Here is a 19,733-nt window from a genome sequence, read left to right as displayed (position 1 = left end):
GGCCGTGCGGGGCATCCGGGGAAAGAGGCGGGCCGACGCGAGGTCAGCCCTTGACGGCACCGGACATGATGCCGCCGACGATCTGCTTGCCGAAGACGACGAACACCACGAGCAGCGGCAGCGTGCTGATCAGCCCGCCGGCCATCACGATGCTCTCGTCGGGGGTGTAGGAGGCCTTCAGCTGGCCGAGGGCGACCTGAAGGGTGGGGTTCTGCTGGTTCAGCGCGAGGTAGGGCCAGAAGAAGTCGTTCCACGCCTGGACGAAGGTGAGCATGCCCAGCACCATCATGGCGGGGCGGGCCACCGGAAGCACGACGCTGCGCACGATGCGGAAGTTGCTCGCACCGTCGATCTTGGCGGCCTCGATCAGCTCGTACGGCAGCGCCTCGGTCAGGTACTGCCGCATGAAGAACACGCCGAACGCGCTGACCAGGGTCGGGAAGATCACCGACTCCAGGCTTCCGCTCCAGCCGAGGTCGGACATCATCATGAACAGCGGGACAACGCTGAGCTGCGGCGGGATGGTCAGCGTCGCGATGACGCCGGTCATCAGGGCGCCGCGGCCGCGGAAGCGCATCTTGGCGAAGGCGTAGCCGGCCAGGGTGCAGAAGAAGAGCGTCGCCAGCGTGATGCAGCTGGAGACGATGAAGCTGTTGAGGATCGCCTTGCCCAGGTGGGCCTGGTTCCAGGCGGCGTCGAGGTTGTGGAACAACCGGTCGCCGGGCAGGAACGGCGGCGTGGAGGCCAGTACTTCGTCCTGGGTGTGGGACGCGGCCACCAGGGTCCAGTACAGCGGCAGCAGCGAGCCGATGCCGACGACGGTCAGCGCGATGTAAGCGAAGGGACCGCCCTTCAGCTGCTGCCCGGCACCGGGCTTGAAACGGCTCGCGCGCTTCGGCGCACGGTGCGCGGTGCGCGCCGGGAGGACGGGGGCCGGGACTTTGGTGGGGCTGGTGATGGTCATGGATATCGCTCCCGGTCAGACCGCGGATTTGCGTACGAAGCGGCCGATGAGCCAGTTGACCGCGGCGATGATCAGCAGGAGGGCGAGCATCGCCCAGGCCACTGCGGCGGCCGGACCGAGATGCCCCAGGTTCCAGCCGTAGTTGTAGAGGTAGATGCTGAGGGTCTCGTACTGGTTCTCGTTGCCGCCGATCGCGCCGAGGGTGCCGCCCTCCAGCAGCAGGGGCTCGCCGAACAGCTGCATGGAACCGATCGTCGAGATCACGATCGTGAACAGGATCGTGGGCCGCAGCGAGGGAATCGTCACCTTGAGGAACTGCTGCCAGCGCGAGGCTCCGTCGAGCGAGGCGGCCTCGTACAGATCGGACGGCACGGCCTGCATCGCGGCGAGGTAGATCAGGGTGTTGTAGCCGGTCCAGCGCCAGATCACGATGACGGAGATGGCGATCTTGGACGTCCAGTGGCCGTTGGCCCAGTTGGTGTCACCCAGGCCGACGAACTCCAGCGCCCAGTTCAGCAGACCGCCGTCGGCCCGGAAGACCAGGGCGAAGACGAGGGCCGCGGAGGCCACCGAAGTGGCGTACGGGGTGAGGATGACCGTCCGCCAGAAGGTGCTGGCACGGAGCTTGTAGTTCAGCAGGTGGGCCAGGCCGAGCGCGACGAGCAGCTGCGGGACCGTCGACATGACACCGATCAGGAAGGTGTTGCTGACGGCCGTCCAGAACTCCGAGTCGTGCAGGATCTTGTCGAAGTTCTCCCAGCCGACCCACTCCATCTGGTCCAGGCCGGTCATCTCGACCCGGTGCAGGGCGATCCAGCCGGTGTAGATCAGCGGGTAGAGGCCAAAGGCGCCGAATACGAGGAAGAACGGGGCTATGTAGGCGTACGGCGATGCCTTGTCGTCGAACCGCCAGAGGCGGCTGCGCCAGGTCTGCCGGCGGGCGCTCACCGGCTTCTTCGGGGGTGGCGGGGCGTATGCGTCCCGGGTGGGAGTCGAGGTGGCCACGGGCGGGAGTCCTTCCCTGGATTGCTTGGTACCCGGGTACGGGGCCGGGCGGGATGGGCCGGGGCCGTCGGCGACACGCGGGTGCGGTGGGCTTCCACGGGGCGGCCGGGAGGTACCCGGTCGCCCCGTGCAAGCCCTCCGCGGGGCTTACCGCTCCTCGGCCCCGGTGCCCCATGGAGTGGGGACACGCAGGTGCGGGCGGCCCGGGGGCCGCCCGCTTCTACGACCGTCAGCCGATCGCCTTGTCGATCGCGTTGGTCGCTGCCTTCCACGCGTCGTCGGGCTTGGTGCCGCGCTGCTCCATGTTGTTGATCTGGGTGGAGATGGTGTCCTTGATGATGCCGTCCTTCGGGCCGAGAACGGTCTCGGGGATGGACTTGGCCTCGTCGGCGTACAGCTCACCGATCGGCGCGTTGTTGAAGTACTCGAGCTTTGCGGTCTTCACGTCGGGCAGGTCGTACGCGCCCTTGTTGGACGGGAAGCTGCCGATCGCCTTGAAGACGGCGGCCTGCTGCTCGGGGGCGGTCAGCCACTTGACGAGCTCACCGGCCTCCTTGACGTGCTTGCCGGCCTTCGGGACTCCGAGGAAGGAGCCACCCCAGTTGGCGGCGGTCGCACCCGGGGCGGTGGTGATGTCCCACTTGCCCTTGTTGGCGTCACCGGCGTTCACCGAGATCTGACCGGCCATCCAGGCGGGGCAGGCGACGGTGGCCATGGTGCTCTTGCGCAGGGCGGCCTTCCACGGGTCGCTGAACTGGGCGAGGCCCTGGGTCAGCTTCTTGTCCGCGGCCTCGGCCGCCAGGTCCCAGCCCTGCTTGACGCTGGGGCTGTCCTTGTAGATCGCCTCGCCGCTCTCGTCGTAGTACTGCTTCGCGTTCGAGCTGACGACGGCGTTGTACATGGCGCTCGCGGAGTCCATGAAGTACGTGCCCTCGGGCGCGTTCTTCTTGTACTCCTCACCGAGCTTGAGGTAGTCCTCCCAGCCCCCGGCGATCTTGGCGGCGACTTCCTTGCGGTCGGTCGGCAGACCGGCCTTCTTGAAGAGCTCGGTGTTGTAGCAGAGCGACATCGGGCCGATGTCGGTGCCCGCGCCGATCACCTTGCCGTCCTTGGTGGTGGCCTGCTTCTCCTTCCAGGACACCCACTCGTTGACGTCGATGACCTTGCTCAGGTCGGCGAACTGGTCCGCCTTCGTGTCGACGAGCTCCTTGATGCGCCCGACCTCGAGGCCCTGGACGTCGGCCAGCCCGCTGCCCGAGTTCAGCTGCTGGAGCAGCTTGGGGTAGTAGACCTTCTCATCGGCGGTGGTGTCTTCCTTCACCGTGATGTTCGGGTGCAGCTCGTGGTACTTCTCGAAGAGGCCGGCTTCCTTGTAGCCGAACTGCCCGAAGTCGGCGACGGTCAGCGTGATCTTCCCGTTCGCGTCGGAGGACGTGTCGTCCGACGAGTCGGAGTCACTGCCGCAGCCGGTCAGCAGCAAGGCCGAAGCGGTCAGGCCCGTGGTGGCCAGAACCGCGACTCTGCGGCTGCGACCGGCAACGGTGCGGGTGATACGCATTCCACTACTCCTTGTTCCAGGGTGGGACTGGCTCACTGCGTGGCATACGCGCTGGTGAGTGCGGGTGCCAGTTGGTTCAGGGGGGAGGACACGGGCAGTGCCGTTCGCACGAGATTTCCTCATGCGATGTGGGAGCGCTCCCATGCGCCGATGTCGGAAGGTTGCTGCCTGGGAGGGGTGGGTGTCAAGAGTTGAAGACGCTTCCGTTGCGCGAGCGTGTCCTGCAAGTCACGAGACCGTGTCCGGCCGAAGGCTTGCCAAAGCGCACACTTAAGGGAAGCGGATGGAGTGATTCCTGAATTCCCGCAGGTGAAAGCCCTGTTGAGAGTGGATCTTGCAGCCATGGCCGGGAAGCGGCCCTGATCGCACCAGTTTTCCGGCACGCCCCCGAAACACCCCTCCCCACCCCCGATTCCCTGGGCGGCGCCCGCCGGAAGGTGAACGGGGTGCCGCACCCAGGGGCCACCCAGAGGCACCTCAGCGTTCTTTCCCCGAAGCCGATCACCGAACGGTGGCCGAGAACAGCAGCCGGGCCGATGACCGAACAACGCCCCCCGGGGTCGCCGTTACGGCTCCAGCGACACCAGTGAACCGGACATGCCGGTCATCTCACACTCTGTTAATTTCACCCTTATGTGCCTAATGATCACTTCTGTCACCCAGGATGGGTGACGCCTGATGGGAGTAGTCCGCGACCATCCCGAACTTGCTCTCTTCCTCTGTCTGTCCCTCGGCTACCTCGTGGGCAAGATCCGCGTCGGCCCCATCACGCTCGGCGGTATCTGCGGCACCCTGATCGTCTCGCTGCTGATCGGCACCCGGCACGTCAGCGTGAACGAGGACGTCAAGACGGTCTTCTTCGCGCTGTTCATCTTCTCGCTCGGCTATCTGGCCGGGCCTCAGTTCTTCGCCAACCTCAACCGCAGGAGCCTGCGCTTCTTCGCCCTGTGCCTGATCGAACTGGTCTGTGTGCTCGGCATCGCCTTCGGCCTGGCCAAGGCGTTCGACCTCGATGTGGGAACCGCCTCGGGCATCCTGGCGGGCGCGGCGACCGAGTCCGCCGTGGTCGGTACGGCCACCGAGGCCATCGGCAAGCTCGACGACCTGACCGCCACCCAGATCACCCAGTACCAGGGGCACGTGGCCACCGCGTACACCGTCTGCTACCTCTTCGGCCTGGTCACCATCGTGCTGTACACCAGCCAGATCATGCCGATGCTGCTGCGCATCAACCTGGCGGACGCCTCGCGCGAACTCTGGGAGAAGATGCGCGGCGGCGTCCGCGGTCTGGAGTCCGACGAGCGCGAGGCGCTGCCCAGGACGGTCGGCCGCACCTTTCTGGTGACCGTGGCGGACGGCCGCCGGATCGGCGAGCTGGAGGCCTCGCTCGGCGGCGGCGTCACGGTGGAGGGCGTCAAGCGCGGCAGTGTGCTGCTGGACCCCTCCCCCGACCTGGAGCTGACCCTGAGCGATCTGGTCCAACTGGTGGGCCGGCGGCGCGGGATCATCGCGGCCGGCCGGGCGATCGGCCCGGAGACCCCGGCCGTGCCCGGCCTCGACACCCCGCTGGCCACCCGTCAGGTCGCGGTGACCGAGAAGGCCACCGCCGGGTCGACCATCGCCGAGCTGGAGCGGGACCACCCCGAGTTCCGCCGGGACGGCGTGTACATCACCGACGTGCTGCGCAACGACCAGCATCTGCCCGCGTCGGCCGAGACGCAGGTGGAGCGCGGTGACGTGCTGACCCTGGTGGGTGCGCGCGCGGGCCTCAACAAGCTCGTCGCGAAGATCGGCGCCGTCGTGAAGAACGACGCGACGGACTTCGTCTACCTGGGCCTCGGCATCGTGGCGGGTTCGCTGCTCGGCCAGATCGTCGTCCGGATCGGTGACATCCCCTTGTCCCTCGGCACCGGCGGCGGCTGTCTGGTCTCCGGGTTGCTCTTCGGCTGGTTCCGCTCCCGCAGGCAGACCTTCGGGGCCTTCCCCCCGCAGGCCGCGAACACGCTGAAGGACCTGGGTCTGGCCATCTTCATCGCCTGCACCGGGCTGACCGCCGGGCCCCAGGCATGGCCGCTGCTGAAGGAGTACGGCGCGCTCCTGCCGTTCGCCGGGATCGCCATGGTGCTGATCCCCGCGACCATCTCCCTGATCGTCGGGCTGACGGTCCTGAAGATCGAGAAGCCCCTGCTGATCGGCGCCATCGCGGGCCAGCAGTGCTCGACCCCGGCGATCACCTCCATCACCCAGGTGGCGCAGAGCTCGGTGCCGCTGCTCGGTTACACGATCACGTACGCGCTCTCCAACTTCCTGCTGCCTCTGACCGGTCCCATCCTCGTCGGCGTCCTGGGGGCCTGAATGATCGATTTCCTCAACCGCAACATCTTCACGCCCCATCCCGAACTGCTGGTCTTCCTGGTCGTCGCGCTGGGATTCCTGATCGGGAAGGTCCGCTACAGGGCGATCGCGCTCGGTGCCGTGACGGGCTGTCTGGTCGCGGGCCTGGTCCTGGGGGCACAGTTCAAGATCCAGATCGACGGCACGGTGAAGAACCTCTTCTTCATCATGTTCCTGTTCGCACTCGGCTACCGGGTCGGCCCGCAGTTCTTCCGGGGCCTGAGGAAGGACGGGCTGCCGCAGGTCGTCAACGCCGTCGTGGTCTGTGTGACCGGGCTGCTGGTCTCCTGGCTCTTCGCCGTCCTGCTCGGCTACGGACCCGGCCTCGGCGCCGGGCTCATGAGCGGCGCGCTCACCCAGTCGGCGGCGATCGGTGTCGCCCAGGACGCCATCGGCACCCTGCCCGGTCTCTCCTCCGCCGAAGTGAAGTCGGAGCAGAACCTGGTCGCGGTCGGGTACGCCGTCACGTATCCGCTCGGCACCATCCTCTGCGCGATGCTCCTCGCCAACGTGCTGCCCCGGCTCTACCGCCGGGACCTGGCGAAGGAGAGCGCGGAACTGGCCGCGGAGCTGGACGCCCCGGACGAGGACCCGGACGAGGGCGAGGGCTACTACGAGACCGTGCTGCGCGCCTACGTCGTCGAGCGCCACGACCTCGTCGGCCGCAGCATCGCCGACTTCGAGGCCCAGCAGCAGGCACTCGGCCGCCGCGTGTACATCACCCAGGTCCGGCGCGAAGGAACGATCCTGCCGCAGACCCAGTCCCTCGTCCTGCGGGACGGCGACACCGTCGCGGTCAGCGCGCTGCGGCACGACCTGGTGGACTTCGACGCCCGTACGCACGTGGGCCCGGAGGCGGACGACGTGGCGTTGCTCGGGTACCGGACCGAGACGCTGCACGTGGTGGCGTCCGAGAAGGCGCAGCTGGGCAGGTCGGTGGAGGCGCTGCGCCGGGAGCCGTTCATGGCCGGTGTCTACATCGAGAAGCTGTACCGCGCCGGCGCCGAGTTCCCCTTCCGGCTCTCCACCCCGGTGGAGCGCGGCGACACGCTGGTGCTGACCGGTCCGGAACGGCTGGTCGGCCCGGCGGGCAAGGAGCTCGGCAAGCCCGTGCCGACCAGCTTCGCGACGGACATGGTGTGGGTGGGCCTCGGCATCTTCCTCGGCGGCTGCATCGGCATTCCGGCGCTGACCGCGGGCGGGGTGCCGATCTCGCTGTCCACGTCGGGCGGCGGGCTCATCATGGGTCTGGTCTTCGGCTGGATCCGGGGCAAGTACCCGACGTACGGGAACGTACCGCCGGGCGCCCAGTGGTTCATGGACACCCTGGGCCTGTGCATGTTCGTCGCGGTGGTCGGCATCAACGCCGGCCCCAGCTTCACCAGCGGTCTCTCGTCGGCGGGCTGGGGGCTGCTGCTCCTTGGGGCCGTCGCCACCGTCGTGCCGCTGCTCGTCGGATTCCTGGTGGGTCACTACATCCAGAGGATCAGGTTCCCGATCCTGATGGGGGTGCTGGCCGGCGGCCAGACCACCACGGCGGCGATCGGCGCCGTCAACGAGACGTCCAAGTCCCAGATCCCCACGCTCGGTTACACGATCCCGTACGCCGTCGGCAATGTGCTGCTGACCGTGTGGGGCGCCGTCATCGTCATCCTCAACCACTGAACCGCGGGAGCGCAGACATGCCCAAGGCCAGCCTCAGCCGTGCGGAGATCCGCTCGTTCGCCCAGCTCAGCCCGTTCGAGCTGAAGGACAGATTCATCACCATCGCCCAGTCCGAGCAGAGCGACAAGCCCGGCCAGAAGGGCAAGACGATCCGGGCCATGCTGAACGCGGGCCGCGGCAACCCGAACTGGGTCGCCACCGGCCCCCGGGAGGCGTACCACGCGCTCGGCTACTTCGCGATCGCAGAGTCCCGCCGGGTCTGGACGGCCGACAACCTGGGCGGGATGCCGGAGGAGGCCGGCTGCGCGGACCGCTTCGCGCACTTCGTGCGTACGCATCCGGAGCTGCCCGGGATCGAGCTGCTGCAGGCGGGCATCGACCTGGCGGTCAAGCGCTTCGGTTTCGTGCCCGACGCGTTCGTCCACGAGCTGGCGGACTCGTCGATCGGGGACAACTACCCGGTGCCGGGGCGGATCCTGCCGCATGTCGAGCAGATCGTGCGCGGGTACGTGGCGGACGAGATGTTCGACCACCGGCCGCCGGAGGGGCAGAACCTCAGCCTGTTCGCGACCGAGGGCGGCACCGCCGCGATGTGCTACATCTTCGACTCGCTCCTGAAGAACGGGATCCTGCACAAGGGCGACCGCATCGCCCTGATGGTGCCCGTGTTCACCCCGTACCTGGAGATCCCCGAACTGGACACGTACGGCTTCGACGTCGTGCACGTCGAGGCGAACCTGTTCACCGAGACCGGGGTGCGGCAGTGGCGCTACCCGCCGGAGGAGATCGCCAAGCTGGCCGACCCGTCCGTCCGGATGGTCTGCTGCGTCAACCCGAGCAATCCGCCGTCCCTGGCGCTCGCCCCGAAGGTCGCCGAGCAGATCGTGGGCATCGTCGCCGAGCAGAACCCGAACCTCATCGTCGTGACGGACGACGTCTACGGGACCTTCGTCGAGGGCTTCCGTTCCCTCGCCGCCGACCTGCCGCGCAACTCCCTGCTCGTGTACTCGTACTCCAAGCACTACGGCGCCACCGGCTGGCGGCTCGGCGTCATCGGACTGCACGACGACAACGTGATCGACGACCTGCTGGCCGCGCAGGGTGCCGAGGAGAAGGCACGCCTGGACAAGCGGTACGGGTCGCTGTCCCTGCATCCGGAGGAGATGCGGTTCATCGACCGGCTGGTCGCGGACTCCCGTCAGGTGGCGCTCAACCACACGGCGGGGCTTTCGCTGCCGCAGCAGGTGATGATGACGCTCTTCTCCCTCTTCGACATGCTGGACGAGGGCCAGGAGTACAAGAAGCGGATCCGCGCCATCGTGCGGCAGCGCCTGGAACTCCTGCTGGAGGGCGCGCACATGAAGATTTCCGAGGACCCCAAGCGGGCCTCGTACTACATCGAGCTGGACCTGCTGGCCGAGGCGGAACGCACCCTGGGCAAGGAGTTCGCCGACTACCTGGAGCAGAACTACGAGCCGGTCGACCCGTTGTTCCGGCTGGCCGAGCAGACGTCCGTGGTCCTGCTGAACGGCGGCGGTTTCGACGGACCGGAGTGGTCGGTCCGCGTCTCCCTGGCCAATCTGGACGACCTGGACTACCTGAAGATCGGTCACCAGCTGCGGGCGATCTTCGACGAGTACGCGCAGGAGTGGCGGGCCTCCGGGACCGGGGCGGCGTAGGCCCCTTCGTTCGGATCGGACCGGATCGGGGAGCGGGATCAGGCCGCGCGCAGGCGGTCCAGGGTGTGCTGGAGCTCCGCCTGGGCGGCCCGGCCCGCGGACTCCGCGTCACCCGCCACCACGGCGGTGACCAGCGCCCGGTGCTGCGCGTCACCGTGGTGCGGGTCGCCGCGGCGCAGCCCGAGCAGGTCCACCAGGTCGATCAGGGCCTGCCGCAGCACGGGCGCGAACTCGGCGAAGAGATCGGTGAGTACGGGGTTGTGGGCGGCCGCCACGACCGTCCGGTGCAGGGCGATGTCGGCGTCCACGAACGCGGCGTCGTCCGGGCCCGCGCCCGCCGCCCGCCTGGCCGCGAGCGCCGCGTCCAGGGCGATCAGGTCCTCGTCGGTGCGGCGCCGGGCGGCGAGGCGGGCGGCCTGGACCTCGATGAGCATGCGGACCTCGTAGACGTCGGTGACCGCGGCCCGCCGCAGCCTGACCGGCCACTCCTCCGCCTCGTGGTCGGCGATGACGAAGACACCGGCGCCCTGGCGGGACCGGAGCAGCCCGAGCGTGGCGAGCGTACGCACCGCCTCGCGCACGGTGGAGCGGCCCACGCCCAGCGTCTTGGCGAGTGTGGTCTCGCCGGGGATCTTCGTGCCGACCGGCCAGTGCCCCTCGGTGATCTGCGCGCGCAGATGACGTGTCGCCTGTTCGACCAGGGGGCTGGGGTGGAGCGGGCCGAGCGAGGACACGGGATTCACCTGTCAGGTTGTCTGAGGACTTGGTTTCTGACTACTGTACCGATCATGACGTACGGCGGTCTCCTCCTTCTCGGCTGCCGCGGCGGGGCCTGAAGCGATCGGCACCCCGCCGCGGGGTGCCGTGCTGTGCCGGTCGCATCCGGCGATGCGAAACGAGACCGCGTTCATGTCCGAGCTCACGTCCGAGTCCCTGTCCGACGTCATGTCACCGATGCACAGCTTCCCCACGATCTGCACGCCCCGCGGGCCCGTACCCGAGGCGTCGCCCCGCTGGAACCCGCAACGCTCCAGCTCGATGCCCTCGCACCGCTACCGGCCTGCGTTCGACCGCGTCGACATCCCGCTGACCGGACGGAGCTGGCCGCAGGCCCGTATCGACCGCGCCCCCCTCTGGGTCCCCGTCGACCTGCGCGACGGCAACCAGGCCCTGGCCGAACCGATGGACACCCCGCGCAAGCGACGGATGTTCGACCTGCTCGTCTCGATGGGCTACAAGGAGATCGAGATCGGCTACCCGTCCGCCAGCCGCACCGACTTCGGCTTCGTGCGGCATCTGGCGGAGAGCGGGGCCGTGCCCGACGACGTGACCGTGGTCGTCTTCACCCCGGCCAAGGCCGAGCTGATCGAGCGGACCTTCGAGTCCGTCGCGGGGATGGACCGGGTGGTCGTCCACCTCTACATCCCGACCGCGCCCGTCTGGCGCGACGTCGTCCTCGGCCGCGGCCGGGCCGAGGTGCACGGCGTGGTGCTGGACGCCGCGCGGCAGATGGACCGGCTGGCACGGGCGAGGCCCGGGGCGGACATCCGGTTCGAGTTCTCTCCCGAGGTCTTCATCCTGACCGAGCCCGACTACGTGCTGGAGATCTGCAACAGCCTCACCGAGCTGTGGGACGCCTCGCCGGACCGGCCGGTCATCCACAACCTGCCGGCCACGGTGGAGATCGCGACACCGAACGTGTACGCGGACCAGATCGAGTACATGCACCGCCACCTGGACCGGCGCGGCTCCGTGATCCTCTCCGTCCACCCGCACAACGACCGCGGTACGGGCGTGGCCTGCGCGGAGCTCGCCGTACTGGCGGGGGCGCAGCGGGTGGAGGGCTGCCTGTTCGGCAACGGGGAGCGCACCGGCAACGTCGATCTGGTCAACCTGGCCCTCAACCTCCATGCCCAGGGGGTCGACCCGATGATCGACTTCTCGGACATCGACGAGATCCGCCGCACGGTCGAGCACTGCAACCGGCTGCCGGTGCCGCCGCGCCATCCGTACGGCGGCGACCTGGTGTACACCGCGTTCTCGGGCACCCACCAGGACGCGATCAGCAAGGGCTTCGCCCATCACGCGAGCAGCGGCTCGGAGCTGTGGTCGGTGCCGTACCTGCCGATCGATCCGGCGGACGTGGGGCGGACGTACGAGGCGGTCATCCGGGTCAACAGCCAGTCCGGCAAGGGCGGCATCGCCCACCTGCTGCGGAGCAGCCACGAGGTGGACCTGCCGGCCCGGATGCGGGCGGACTTCTCCCGTACGGTGCAGGACGCGACGGACGACAGCGGTCTGGAGGCCACGCCCAAGGACCTGTGGGACCTGTTCAACGCGACGTATCTGGCCCCCGGCCGGGACGGCTCGGTCGCCCTGACCTCCTGGTCGGCGGAGAGCGGCCCGGCGGGTGAGCACCGCTTCGTCTGCACGCTGCGGGTGGAGGGGCGCGAGGGCGATTACGAGGGCACGGGCGACGGCTCCGTGTCCGCGTTCACGGACGCGCTGGAGGGTGCCGGGGTGAAGGTCACGGTCCTCGACTTCGCGGAGCACGGGACCGCCGGCGGGCTGGTCACGGCGTACGCGGAGTGCCGGGTCGGCAAGCGGGTGTGCTGGGGCGCGGGCCAGGACGCGTCGGGCGTGGCCGCGTCGGTGGCGGCGGTGCTGTCGGCGGTGAACCGGGCACACATCCTTTGAGCCCGTCCGGCGATCGAGGACGCCTTTCAAGCCCGTCCGGCGATTGAGGACGCCCGGGCGGGCCGCGGACAAAGGGGCGCGCACCCCGGCCGGGTGGGGGGAGTGTGGGGGCCGGCCGGGATGCACGGGCGGGGGAAGGTGGCTAGGTGTGGGCGCTCCTTGTGGGCGCTACTTGTACGCGCCGAACGCCTTCGTGAAGGCGAGCGGCTCCTGCGCGATGGAACTGCACGAGGCGTCCGCGGACGGCTTCGGCCCGCCCGCGCACTCCTTGTCCCGCGTGCCCGACCACATCGCCAGCCAGGCGAGGCCCTTCTCCTTGGCGAAGGTCACCAGCTGGGTGGCGTCCTCCACCTTGAAGATCTCCGTGGCCACGTCGTTCACGCCGATCATCGGCGTGACGGCGACGGTCTTCCACGCGTCCGCGTCGGAGAGGCCCAGCACACCCTTGATCTGGGCCTGGGTGGCCGTCGCCGCCTGGATGGCGTAGGTGCCCATGTCGCCGCTGTACGAGGCGCCGTAGTCCATCGCCATGACGTTGACCGCCCCGACGTCCACGCCGTTCTTCTTCGCGTCGGCGATCAGGTCCACGCCGGGCTGGGTCAGGCCCTCGGGCATCACCGGCAGGGTGAAGGAGACGTCCAGGCCGGGGTGGGACTTCTGGAGCTGGGCGATGGCCTGGGAGCGGCGGGAGTTGGCCGCCGTGTCGGGCAGCGCCCCGCCCTCGATGTCGAAGTCGACCTTGGTCAGCTCGTACGTGTCGACGACCTTGCCGTACGCCGTCGCCAGGTCCGCGGCCGAGGCGCAGTTCAGCGCCAGCTCGGACCCGGAGGCACCGCCGAAGGAGACCCGGACATCCCCGCCCGCCGCGCGCAGGGCGCCGATCTGGGAGGCGACGTGGTCGTCACCGAGTCCGGTGACGCCGCCCCAGAGCGGGGCGCAGCTGCCGCCGGAGGTGATGAAGGCGAGGGTGAACTGCTTCACCCCGGTCCTGGTGGCGGTGTCGACCAGGTCGTACGCCGGGTAGAGCGAGGTGTCGACGTACGGGGCGAAGCCCGCGCCGCCGGCCGTACCGCCGCCGGCGGTCCCGGTGGGGGTCGGTGTGGGAGTCCCGGTGGCGGTGGGCTCCTCGGTCGGGGTCGCCGAGGCGGTGGGGGTGGCCGGGGCGGTCGGGGTGGGGGTCGCGGTCTCGGTGGGGCGGCCGCTCGGTTCCGGTGTCGCGCCGGTGTCGACGGAGCACGCGGTGTCGTCGATGAGGCAGCCGGTGGGGTCGGCGGCCGTGCCGTCGGAGCTGGTGACGAAGCCGATGGTGACGGACTTGCCGGCGGCGAGTTCCTTGTCCCAGCTCGCCGGCCTGACGGTGACGTGGCTGCCGCTGACGGTGTGCTCGCCGTTCCACAGGGAGCTGATCCGCGTGCCCGCCGGCAGGTCGAATTCGAGCGTCCAGCCGGACTTGGCCCGGTCGGTGTCGTTGGTGACCACGTACTGCCCGGTGTATCCACCGGTCCAGCCGCTGGTCCTCGTGTACGCGGCGCCGACCGCCGCCGCCTGGGCCGTGCCGGTGAGGGCGAAGACCGTGCCGCCGATCACGGCCGCGGCGACGACCGCGCCGATCGCCTTGGTCCTGGTGCTCGCCTTGCGCCGGTGCGTGCTGGTGCCCATCGCGTTCCTGCCTCGTCATACGGAAGTGGGGGATGCGGGAGCACGCTAGCCGCACCGAATCCGACAAACAGCATGATCCGGACCGGAGTTGATGTTCTTAGGGTTGGCTTAAGGAGCGCATCGGCCGCACTAAAGGTTCGGGCCCGCGCCGGAGCGGAACCGGGGCTTTCCGCCGCGTCCGGTCACGCCGCGCCGCGGCCGTCCCACCCGGTGGCCGCGCCCGCGCCGCTGCGGCCGCTGCCCGTCGAGCCCGATCCAGAGGCGCACCTCCGTGCCGCCGAGCACCGAGCGCCCGATCCGCACGTCGCCGCCGGTGGACTCGGCGACCCGGCGGACGATGTCGAGGCCCAGTCCGGTCGAACCCACCGCCCCCCGCGCTCCGCCGCGCCCACTGCCGCCGCGTACCAGTGCGGCCTTCGGGTCCGCTATGCCGCCACCGGCGTCCGAGACGAGCACGATCACCGCGTCGCCGCTGTGGTGGACGTCGACGGCGAAGGCGGTGCCCTCCGCGGTGTGCCGGAAGACGTTGCCGAGCAACGCGTCGAGCGCGGCTGCCAGTTCGGGCCTGGCGACCGGAATGCGTACCGTGCGGTCGACTCCCGCGAGGCGAACCTCGCGGCCCTCGTCCTCCGCCAGCGCGGACCAGAAGTCCATCCGTTCACGGATCACCTCGGAGGCGTCGCATCCGGCCCCGGGCCCGCCGTTCTGTCCCTGGGTCTGGGGGCGCTGTTCCCGGGCGGTCCTGATGATCGTGTCGACCTCGCGCTCCAGCTGCTGGACGGCCGCCCTGGTCTGCTCGGCCGCCGGTCCCTCGCCGAGCGAGGCGGCGTTGAGCCGGAGCACGGTGAGCGGGGTGCGCAGCCGGTGCGAGAGGTCGGCGGCCAGTTCGCGCTCGTTGGCGAGGAGCTGGACGACCTGGTCGGCCATGGAGTTGAACGCGGTGGCGGCGGACCGCAGTTCGGTCGGCCCCTCCTCCGGCACCCGGGTGCCGAGCCGCCCCTCCCCCAGGTCCTGCGCGGCGCCCGCCAGACGGCGGGCCGGTTCCACCATCCGTACGCCCAGCCGGTCGGCCACCGCGACCGAGCCGACGATCAGCGCGATGCCGACGCCGGCCAGCATCAGCCAGGCGGTGGCGACCCCGTTGGAGACCTCGTCCTCGGGTACGAACACCTCGACGACGGCGATGCCCCCGGAACCGAGCGCGGTCGGCTGGAGCAGCGCGGAGCCGCCCCTCACCTCGGTGATGGAGGCGCGCCCCGACTCCCGTACCGTCTCCAGGTCCTCGCGGGTCGCGCGCCGGCTGCCGATCTCCACCGCCACACCGCCGGCCTCGTCGGACGCCGGGATGTGGACGGCCATCCTGTCCGCGGCCCCGGGTTCGGTGGTGAGCACGGCCCTTTGGAGCTGGGCACGGTCGGTGGTGATGGAGAGCGAGGGGCCGATCGTCGCGGCCTGCCGTTCGGCGTCGGTGAACGCGCGGTCGCGCGCCATCTCCTTGACGACGAGGCCGAGCGGCACGGCGAACGCGACGACGACCATCACGGTGACGGCCAGGCAGACCTTGACCAGGGCCCATCTCATGCGGGCTGCTCCGGGGGTGCGGCGGGCGGCTGGAGCTTCACGCCGACGCCCCGCAGGGTGTGCAGATAGCGGGGCCGGGCGGCGGTCTCGCCCAGTTTCCGGCGCAGCCAGGACAGGTGGACGTCGATGGTCTGGTCGTCCCCGTAGGACTGCTGCCAGACCTCCGCGAGGAGTTCCCTGCGCGGGACGACGACGCCCGGCCGGCCGGCGAGGAAGGTCAGCAGGTCGAACTCGCGCCGGGTGAGGTCGAGTTCCCTGCCGTCGAGTTGGGCCTGGCGCCGCAACGGGTCGATGGAGAGTCCGCCGACCTGGATGACGCGCGGCGGCGGGGCCTCGCCGCCCGCCGCCCGCGAGCGGCGCAGCACGGCGGCCATCCGGGCCGAGAGGTGCTCCACGGAGAACGGCTTCGTCAGGTAGTCGTCGGCACCGTCGTTGAGCAGCCGGACGATCTCGCTCTCGTCGTCGCGCGCGGTCGCGATGATGACCGGCACGTCGGTGATGCCGCGCAGCATCTTCAGCGCCTCGGCGCCGTCGAGATCGGGCAGCCCGAGATCGAGGATGACCACGTCGAACCGGAAGTGGGCGACCTCGCGCAGCGCTTCGAGCGCGGTACCGACGCTCCGCACCGTGTGGGAGGCCTCGGTCAGGTGCCGGATGAGGGCGGAACGTACGAACTGGTCGTCCTCGACCACGAGCACACTTGGCATGGGCGGCACCGTACGCCATCGGGCCCGGTGCGGTCCGCTCGGTGGCGGTAGTGGGGACAGGACGGGGCCCGTGGTGCAGGATGTGCCGGATGCAACGAGGTCTCGTACACGCGCTCGCGTGGTCGCTCGCCACCGGCGCCGCGGTCACGCTGTCGTGGTGGGGTGTGCACACCGTGATGGCGGGCACGGCGTACGACCCGCCGCGCGCGGTGCCGATCGAGGCGGGTGCCCGGAGCGACCGGGACAGCACCGAGAACCTGTCGTCGTCCACGCACCGCCCGGAACCGTCCCCGTCGAGGAGTCCGTCCGCCACCCGCCGGGCCACGGCCGCCCCGAAGCCGTCCGCGACCGTGTCCGGGACGCCGTCACGCACCCCCACCGGCACGCCGCGGCCGACGGCCACGGCGTCGGGCACGGCGAAGAGTTACCAGACGGACGGCGGGCGGATCGTCTTCGAGCTCGGCACGGACTCGGCGAAACTGGTGTCGGCGACTCCGGAGCAGGGCTGGTCGGTGCAGGTGTGGACGAACTCGACCTGGATCCGGGTGAACTTCACCCGGGACGACGGCACGACGGTGTCCGTCTTCTGCACCTGGAACGACCATCCGCCGCAGGTCCAGATCGTGAAGTCGTGAAGTCGTGACGCCGCGCCGGTGAGGGGCAGCCTCCGTCGTGAGGCCTCCGCTCCCCGGTCAGTCGAAGGCGGACGGCGGCGGCGCGGGTGAGGGCCGGGCGTCCGCGTCGTGAACGGCGGCCGCGCCTCCGGTGAAGTCGGCGAGCGCCCGCCCGTGTTCGACCCGGCCCGGATGGGGATCGGTCGCCACCCTGCGGGTCAGCTCCGCGGCCTTCGGTGCCACGTCCGAGGCGAGCAGCACCGCGTTGCCGAAGCGCCGGCCGCGGAAGACGGTCGGGTCGGCGGCGAGCGCCAGCTCGGGGAAGACGGTCGCGGCGGTGGCGATCTGGCCGCGGAGATGGGCCAGCGGCGGCCCGTCGGCGAGGTTGGCCGCGTACGTCCCGCCGGGCTTCAGGACGCGGCGCACCTCGGCGAGGAACTCGGTGCTCGTGAGGTGGGCGGGCGTACGGGCCCCGCTGAAGACGTCGGCGATGACGAGGTCGGCCCAGCCGTCCTGGATCTTCCCGAGCCCGGCGCGGGCGTCGGTGGCGCGGACCCGGATCCTGGCATGCGGGTCCAGCGGCAGCTCCCGGCGCACCAGCTGGACGAGGGCGGCGTCCACCTCGACGATCTGCTGGGTGGAGCGGGGGCGGGTCGCGGCGATGTAGCGGGCGAGGGTGAAGGCCCCGCCGCCGAGGTGCACGACGTGCAGCGGCTGCCCGGGCGGGGCGGCCAGGTCGATGATGTGGCCGATGCGGCGCTGGTACTCGAAGGAGAGGTACGTCGGGTCGTCCAGGTCCACATGGGACTGCGGGGCGCCGTCGATCGTCAGGGTCCAGGCGCGTCGGCGTTCCCGGTCGGGGACGAGCTCGGCGAGGCCGCCGTCCACGGGTTCGGTGACGTTGCCCTCGGGGCGCCCGGAGCCGCGCGCCGCCTTGCGGTCGGTCCTGCGGTCCGCGCGCTGCTTGCGGTCGCCCGCGCCGCCGGCCGCTCCTCGACGTGCCACTGCCCCTCGTCCCTGCTCACTGCTCATCACGTCCGGGGCCGGTCGGGGACCGGCCGTGACGGGCTGATCAAGGCACCCGTCGTCCGGCCATTATGAGCTCAGCGGCAGTTGTCGGCCGCTTCGATCAGGCGGGCCGCCTGGTCGAGCGCGGCCCGCAGCACGGCCGGGTCGGTGACCGGGGTGTCGTGGGCGGGCGGCAGCAGCCATCCGCTGCCCGGGGCCGGCGGCTCGGCGGGGATGCGCAGCCCGCGGCCGTCGGTCTGCGTACAGGCGCTGCCCGGTACGTCCCAGGCCTGCGCGGTGCCGGGGGGCACCAGGAAGCCGAGCGTGGCGCACGCCCCGTCGTGGAGCACCGGCCCGACGGCCTCCTGGTCGGCGCCGCGCCGCAGGATGTCGACGGCCTCCAGACCCTGGCGGGCGGGGACCGTCACGAGGTCGCAGGGTTCGGGTGCCGGGGGCGTGCCGGGGACGCCGGGCTCCTCGGCAGGTGCCGTGGTGCCGGTCGTCGCCGTGGTGGCCACCGTCGTCGCGGTCGTTCGCGAGCCGGTCGCCGTACCGAGGTGCAACAAGGGACCTCTCCTCTCATCGCCGGGCGGAGCCGGACTCCGTCTCCTCATGGACCAACGCGCCGACCGCGTCAAGGGCTACGGTGCAGCACCGCGCCAAAGGGTGGCAGTTCATGGCGGATCGTGGGCGAGATATCCGATTTGTTGGCAAACGCAGTGTGTGCGTCTCGTCACAGCAGGTACGTTCTTGCTCCGCCGGGACACCGGAAACAGGCGCCCGGCTTGCACCAGAGAGGGCCCCGCCATGGTGTCGACACGGGCAGTTCCCAACATCGCCTTCCGGCGGCTGCGCGGACAGCGCTCCGCCGGGGAGTTCGCTGCCGCGGTACGCAGGTCCGCTCGCGAGATCGGTGAGCAGGTCGCGTGCGACGCCCGGTACATCGGACGCGTGGAGTCCGGCGAGATCCGCTGCCCCAACTACGCGTACGAGCGGGTCTTCCTGCACATGTTCCCCGGGGCGAACCTGGCGGACCTGGGCTTCTCACCGCGCGAATCGGTACGCGGCCGGGGGGCCCGGACCGCCTCGGACGCCCCGCGCCCCCCGACTTCCCCGCTGCTCGTGCTCGGCAGCGACACCGATGAGGAGAGCGACGTGCTGCGTCGCGCATTCATGACGAGCGGCACCACCGCGGTGGCGGCCGCCTCCCTGGGCCTGGGTCTCGGCGGCGCGGCCGCTGCCGCCGTGCCCGTACAGCGCCGGGTCGGCGAAGCGGAGGTGGGTGCCGTCGAGAAGGCGGTGCGGCAGATCCGCCTGCTCGACGACCGGCACGGCGGTGACGGCCTCTACCGGCGGGCCTCGCAGCCCCTGCGGGCCGCGTACGCGCTGCTCGACTCCGGCACCGCGACCCGCCGCTCCACCGCGGACCGGCTGCACACGGGCGCCGGTGAACTGGCCATCTCGGTGGGCTGGCTGGCCCACGACTCGGGCCGGTTCGACGACGCCCGCTCGCACTACGCGGAGGCGCTGGCCACCGCACGGCTGGCCGGGGACCCGGCGCTGGAGGCGCACGCGTTCTGCAACGCGTCGTTCCTGGCACGCGATACGGGCCGGCCGCGCGAGTCCGTACGCGCGGCGGAGGCGGGGCAGCGGGCCGCACGGCCGCTCGGCTCGCCGCGGCTGCTGGCGCTGCTCGCGCTGCGGGAGGCGGGGGGCCGGGCCGGGCTCGGGGACCGTACCGGCTGCGAACGGGCGCTGGGCCGGGCGCACACCGCGTTCGGGAAGGGGCCGTCCGCGGCGGACCCGGAGTGGATGACCTTCTTCCGGGAGGCGGAGCTGGAGATGCTGGAGGCGCAGTGCTGGTCGGCGCTGGGCGACTGGTCCAGGGCCGCGCGCCACGCACGGCGCGCGACGCGGCTGCAGGACCCGCACTTCACCCGGAACCTGGCGCTGTACCGCGCCGAGCTGACCACGGACCTGGCGCGGGCGGGCCTCACGGAGGAGGCGGCGGCGACGGGCCACCGGGTGCTGGACCTGCTGGACCAGGTCCAGTCCTCCCGGATCCGGTCGATGCTGGCGGACGCGGTGACGGTCCTGCGCCCCCGGGGCCGGGGCTCGGTGGACGTCAAGGACTTCCTGGACCGCCATGCGATGTCCGCGGGCGTGTAGGGCGGCGACCCCGTCGGGTCCGGCCGCGCGATC

The 19,733-nt window shown here is 70.7% G+C and carries 15 protein-coding genes; 6 read left to right on the top strand and 9 right to left on the bottom strand.

The window, feature by feature from the left end:
• Positions 1 to 43: 43 nt before the first annotated feature.
• The 3 genes from OG959_RS25225 to OG959_RS25215 form a co-directional block, all read right to left on the bottom strand.
• Positions 44 to 964, bottom strand: coding sequence for a carbohydrate ABC transporter permease (locus tag OG959_RS25225; protein WP_219569510.1), 921 nt, complete (start codon positions 962 to 964; stop codon positions 44 to 46).
• A gap of 15 nt (positions 965 to 979) precedes the next feature.
• Positions 980 to 1,969: a carbohydrate ABC transporter permease gene (locus tag OG959_RS25220; protein WP_326661972.1), complete on the bottom strand. Its 990-nt coding sequence runs from the start codon at positions 1,967 to 1,969 to the stop codon at positions 980 to 982.
• 229 nt (positions 1,970 to 2,198) lie between these two features.
• Positions 2,199 to 3,527 carry an ABC transporter substrate-binding protein gene (locus tag OG959_RS25215; RefSeq protein WP_326661970.1) on the bottom strand — a complete coding sequence of 443 codons (1,329 nt, stop codon included), beginning with the start codon at positions 3,525 to 3,527 and terminating at the stop codon, positions 2,199 to 2,201.
• Positions 3,528 to 4,205: 678 nt separating this feature from the next.
• On the opposite strand from OG959_RS25215, the gene aspT (OG959_RS25210) reads away from it, so the two are divergent.
• Genes aspT (OG959_RS25210) through OG959_RS25200 form a run of 3 tightly spaced genes read left to right on the top strand, consistent with a single transcriptional unit; the run spans position 4,206 to position 9,265 of the window.
• Positions 4,206 to 5,882, top strand: coding sequence for an aspartate-alanine antiporter (gene aspT, locus OG959_RS25210; RefSeq protein WP_326661968.1), 1,677 nt, complete (start codon positions 4,206 to 4,208; stop codon positions 5,880 to 5,882).
• A complete protein-coding gene (aspT, locus tag OG959_RS25205; RefSeq protein WP_326661966.1) occupies positions 5,883 to 7,586 on the top strand; it encodes an aspartate-alanine antiporter in 1,704 nt (567 codons plus the stop codon).
• A 17-nt stretch (positions 7,587 to 7,603) separates the two neighbouring features.
• A complete protein-coding gene (locus OG959_RS25200) occupies positions 7,604 to 9,265 on the top strand; it encodes a bifunctional aspartate transaminase/aspartate 4-decarboxylase (RefSeq protein ID WP_326661965.1) in 1,662 nt (553 codons plus the stop codon).
• A gap of 38 nt (positions 9,266 to 9,303) precedes the next feature.
• On the opposite strand, the gene OG959_RS25195 is transcribed toward OG959_RS25200, so the two are convergent.
• On the bottom strand, positions 9,304 to 10,008 hold the full coding sequence (locus OG959_RS25195) for a FadR/GntR family transcriptional regulator (protein ID WP_442805618.1): 705 nt from the start codon (positions 10,006 to 10,008) through the stop codon (positions 9,304 to 9,306).
• Positions 10,009 to 10,219: 211 nt separating this feature from the next.
• Between OG959_RS25195 and OG959_RS25190 the strand changes: the two genes are divergently transcribed.
• On the top strand, positions 10,220 to 11,962 hold the full coding sequence (locus tag OG959_RS25190; protein ID WP_326666592.1) for a 2-isopropylmalate synthase: 1,743 nt from the start codon (positions 10,220 to 10,222) through the stop codon (positions 11,960 to 11,962).
• 168 nt (positions 11,963 to 12,130) lie between these two features.
• On the opposite strand, the gene OG959_RS25185 is transcribed toward OG959_RS25190, so the two are convergent.
• The 3 genes from OG959_RS25185 to OG959_RS25175 form a co-directional block, all read right to left on the bottom strand.
• Positions 12,131 to 13,621, bottom strand: a complete 1,491-nt coding sequence (locus OG959_RS25185) for a glycoside hydrolase family 18 protein (protein ID WP_326661962.1) — start codon at positions 13,619 to 13,621, stop codon at positions 12,131 to 12,133.
• 129 nt (positions 13,622 to 13,750) lie between these two features.
• Positions 13,751 to 15,202 carry a sensor histidine kinase gene (locus OG959_RS25180; RefSeq protein ID WP_326661960.1) on the bottom strand — a complete coding sequence of 484 codons (1,452 nt, stop codon included), beginning with the start codon at positions 15,200 to 15,202 and terminating at the stop codon, positions 13,751 to 13,753.
• Positions 15,199 to 15,909 (bottom strand): response regulator transcription factor, encoded by a 711-nt coding sequence (locus OG959_RS25175; protein WP_326661957.1) that lies wholly within the window; start codon positions 15,907 to 15,909, stop codon positions 15,199 to 15,201. Before OG959_RS25175 ends, OG959_RS25180 begins: the two co-directional genes overlap by 4 nt.
• An 89-nt stretch (positions 15,910 to 15,998) precedes the next feature.
• Between OG959_RS25175 and OG959_RS25170 the strand changes: the two genes are divergently transcribed.
• Positions 15,999 to 16,544, top strand: a complete 546-nt coding sequence (locus tag OG959_RS25170) for a hypothetical protein (RefSeq protein WP_326661955.1) — start codon at positions 15,999 to 16,001, stop codon at positions 16,542 to 16,544.
• A 57-nt stretch (positions 16,545 to 16,601) separates the two neighbouring features.
• Here OG959_RS25170 and OG959_RS25165 read toward each other — a convergent pair whose 3' ends face one another.
• Positions 16,602 to 17,528 carry a spermidine synthase gene (locus tag OG959_RS25165; RefSeq protein ID WP_326661953.1) on the bottom strand — a complete coding sequence of 309 codons (927 nt, stop codon included), beginning with the start codon at positions 17,526 to 17,528 and terminating at the stop codon, positions 16,602 to 16,604.
• A gap of 98 nt (positions 17,529 to 17,626) precedes the next feature.
• Positions 17,627 to 18,097: a hypothetical protein gene (locus OG959_RS25160; protein WP_326661951.1), complete on the bottom strand. Its 471-nt coding sequence runs from the start codon at positions 18,095 to 18,097 to the stop codon at positions 17,627 to 17,629.
• Between the two features lie 241 nt (positions 18,098 to 18,338).
• On the opposite strand from OG959_RS25160, the gene OG959_RS25155 reads away from it, so the two are divergent.
• Positions 18,339 to 19,700 carry a tetratricopeptide repeat protein gene (locus OG959_RS25155; protein WP_326661949.1) on the top strand — a complete coding sequence of 454 codons (1,362 nt, stop codon included), beginning with the start codon at positions 18,339 to 18,341 and terminating at the stop codon, positions 19,698 to 19,700.
• The last annotated feature ends 33 nt before the right edge of the window (positions 19,701 to 19,733 follow it).

Source organism: Streptomyces sp. NBC_00385 (assembly GCF_035917155.1).
In the GTDB taxonomy this organism is placed as follows: Bacteria; Actinomycetota; Actinomycetes; order Streptomycetales; family Streptomycetaceae; genus Streptomyces; species Streptomyces poriferorum.
This window is presented reverse-complemented; position numbering and strand designations above follow the sequence as displayed.

Excerpts from the sequence above, each read along its gene's own strand:
- OG959_RS25225 (WP_219569510.1), bottom strand. The coding sequence starts at position 964 with ATGACCATCACCAGCCCCACCAAAGTCCCGGCCCCCGTCCTCCCGGCG.
- OG959_RS25215 (WP_326661970.1), bottom strand. The coding sequence starts at position 3,527 with ATGCGTATCACCCGCACCGTTGCCGGTCGCAGCCGCAGAGTCGCGGTT.
- aspT (WP_326661968.1), top strand. The coding sequence starts at position 4,206 with ATGGGAGTAGTCCGCGACCATCCCGAACTTGCTCTCTTCCTCTGTCTG.
- aspT (WP_326661966.1), top strand. The coding sequence starts at position 5,883 with ATGATCGATTTCCTCAACCGCAACATCTTCACGCCCCATCCCGAACTG.
- OG959_RS25200 (WP_326661965.1), top strand. The coding sequence starts at position 7,604 with ATGCCCAAGGCCAGCCTCAGCCGTGCGGAGATCCGCTCGTTCGCCCAG.
- OG959_RS25190 (WP_326666592.1), top strand. The coding sequence starts at position 10,220 with ATGCACAGCTTCCCCACGATCTGCACGCCCCGCGGGCCCGTACCCGAG.
- OG959_RS25185 (WP_326661962.1), bottom strand. The coding sequence starts at position 13,621 with ATGGGCACCAGCACGCACCGGCGCAAGGCGAGCACCAGGACCAAGGCG.
- OG959_RS25180 (WP_326661960.1), bottom strand. The coding sequence starts at position 15,202 with ATGAGATGGGCCCTGGTCAAGGTCTGCCTGGCCGTCACCGTGATGGTC.
- OG959_RS25175 (WP_326661957.1), bottom strand. The coding sequence starts at position 15,909 with ATGCCAAGTGTGCTCGTGGTCGAGGACGACCAGTTCGTACGTTCCGCC.
- OG959_RS25170 (WP_326661955.1), top strand. The coding sequence starts at position 15,999 with ATGCAACGAGGTCTCGTACACGCGCTCGCGTGGTCGCTCGCCACCGGC.
- OG959_RS25155 (WP_326661949.1), top strand. The coding sequence starts at position 18,339 with ATGGTGTCGACACGGGCAGTTCCCAACATCGCCTTCCGGCGGCTGCGC.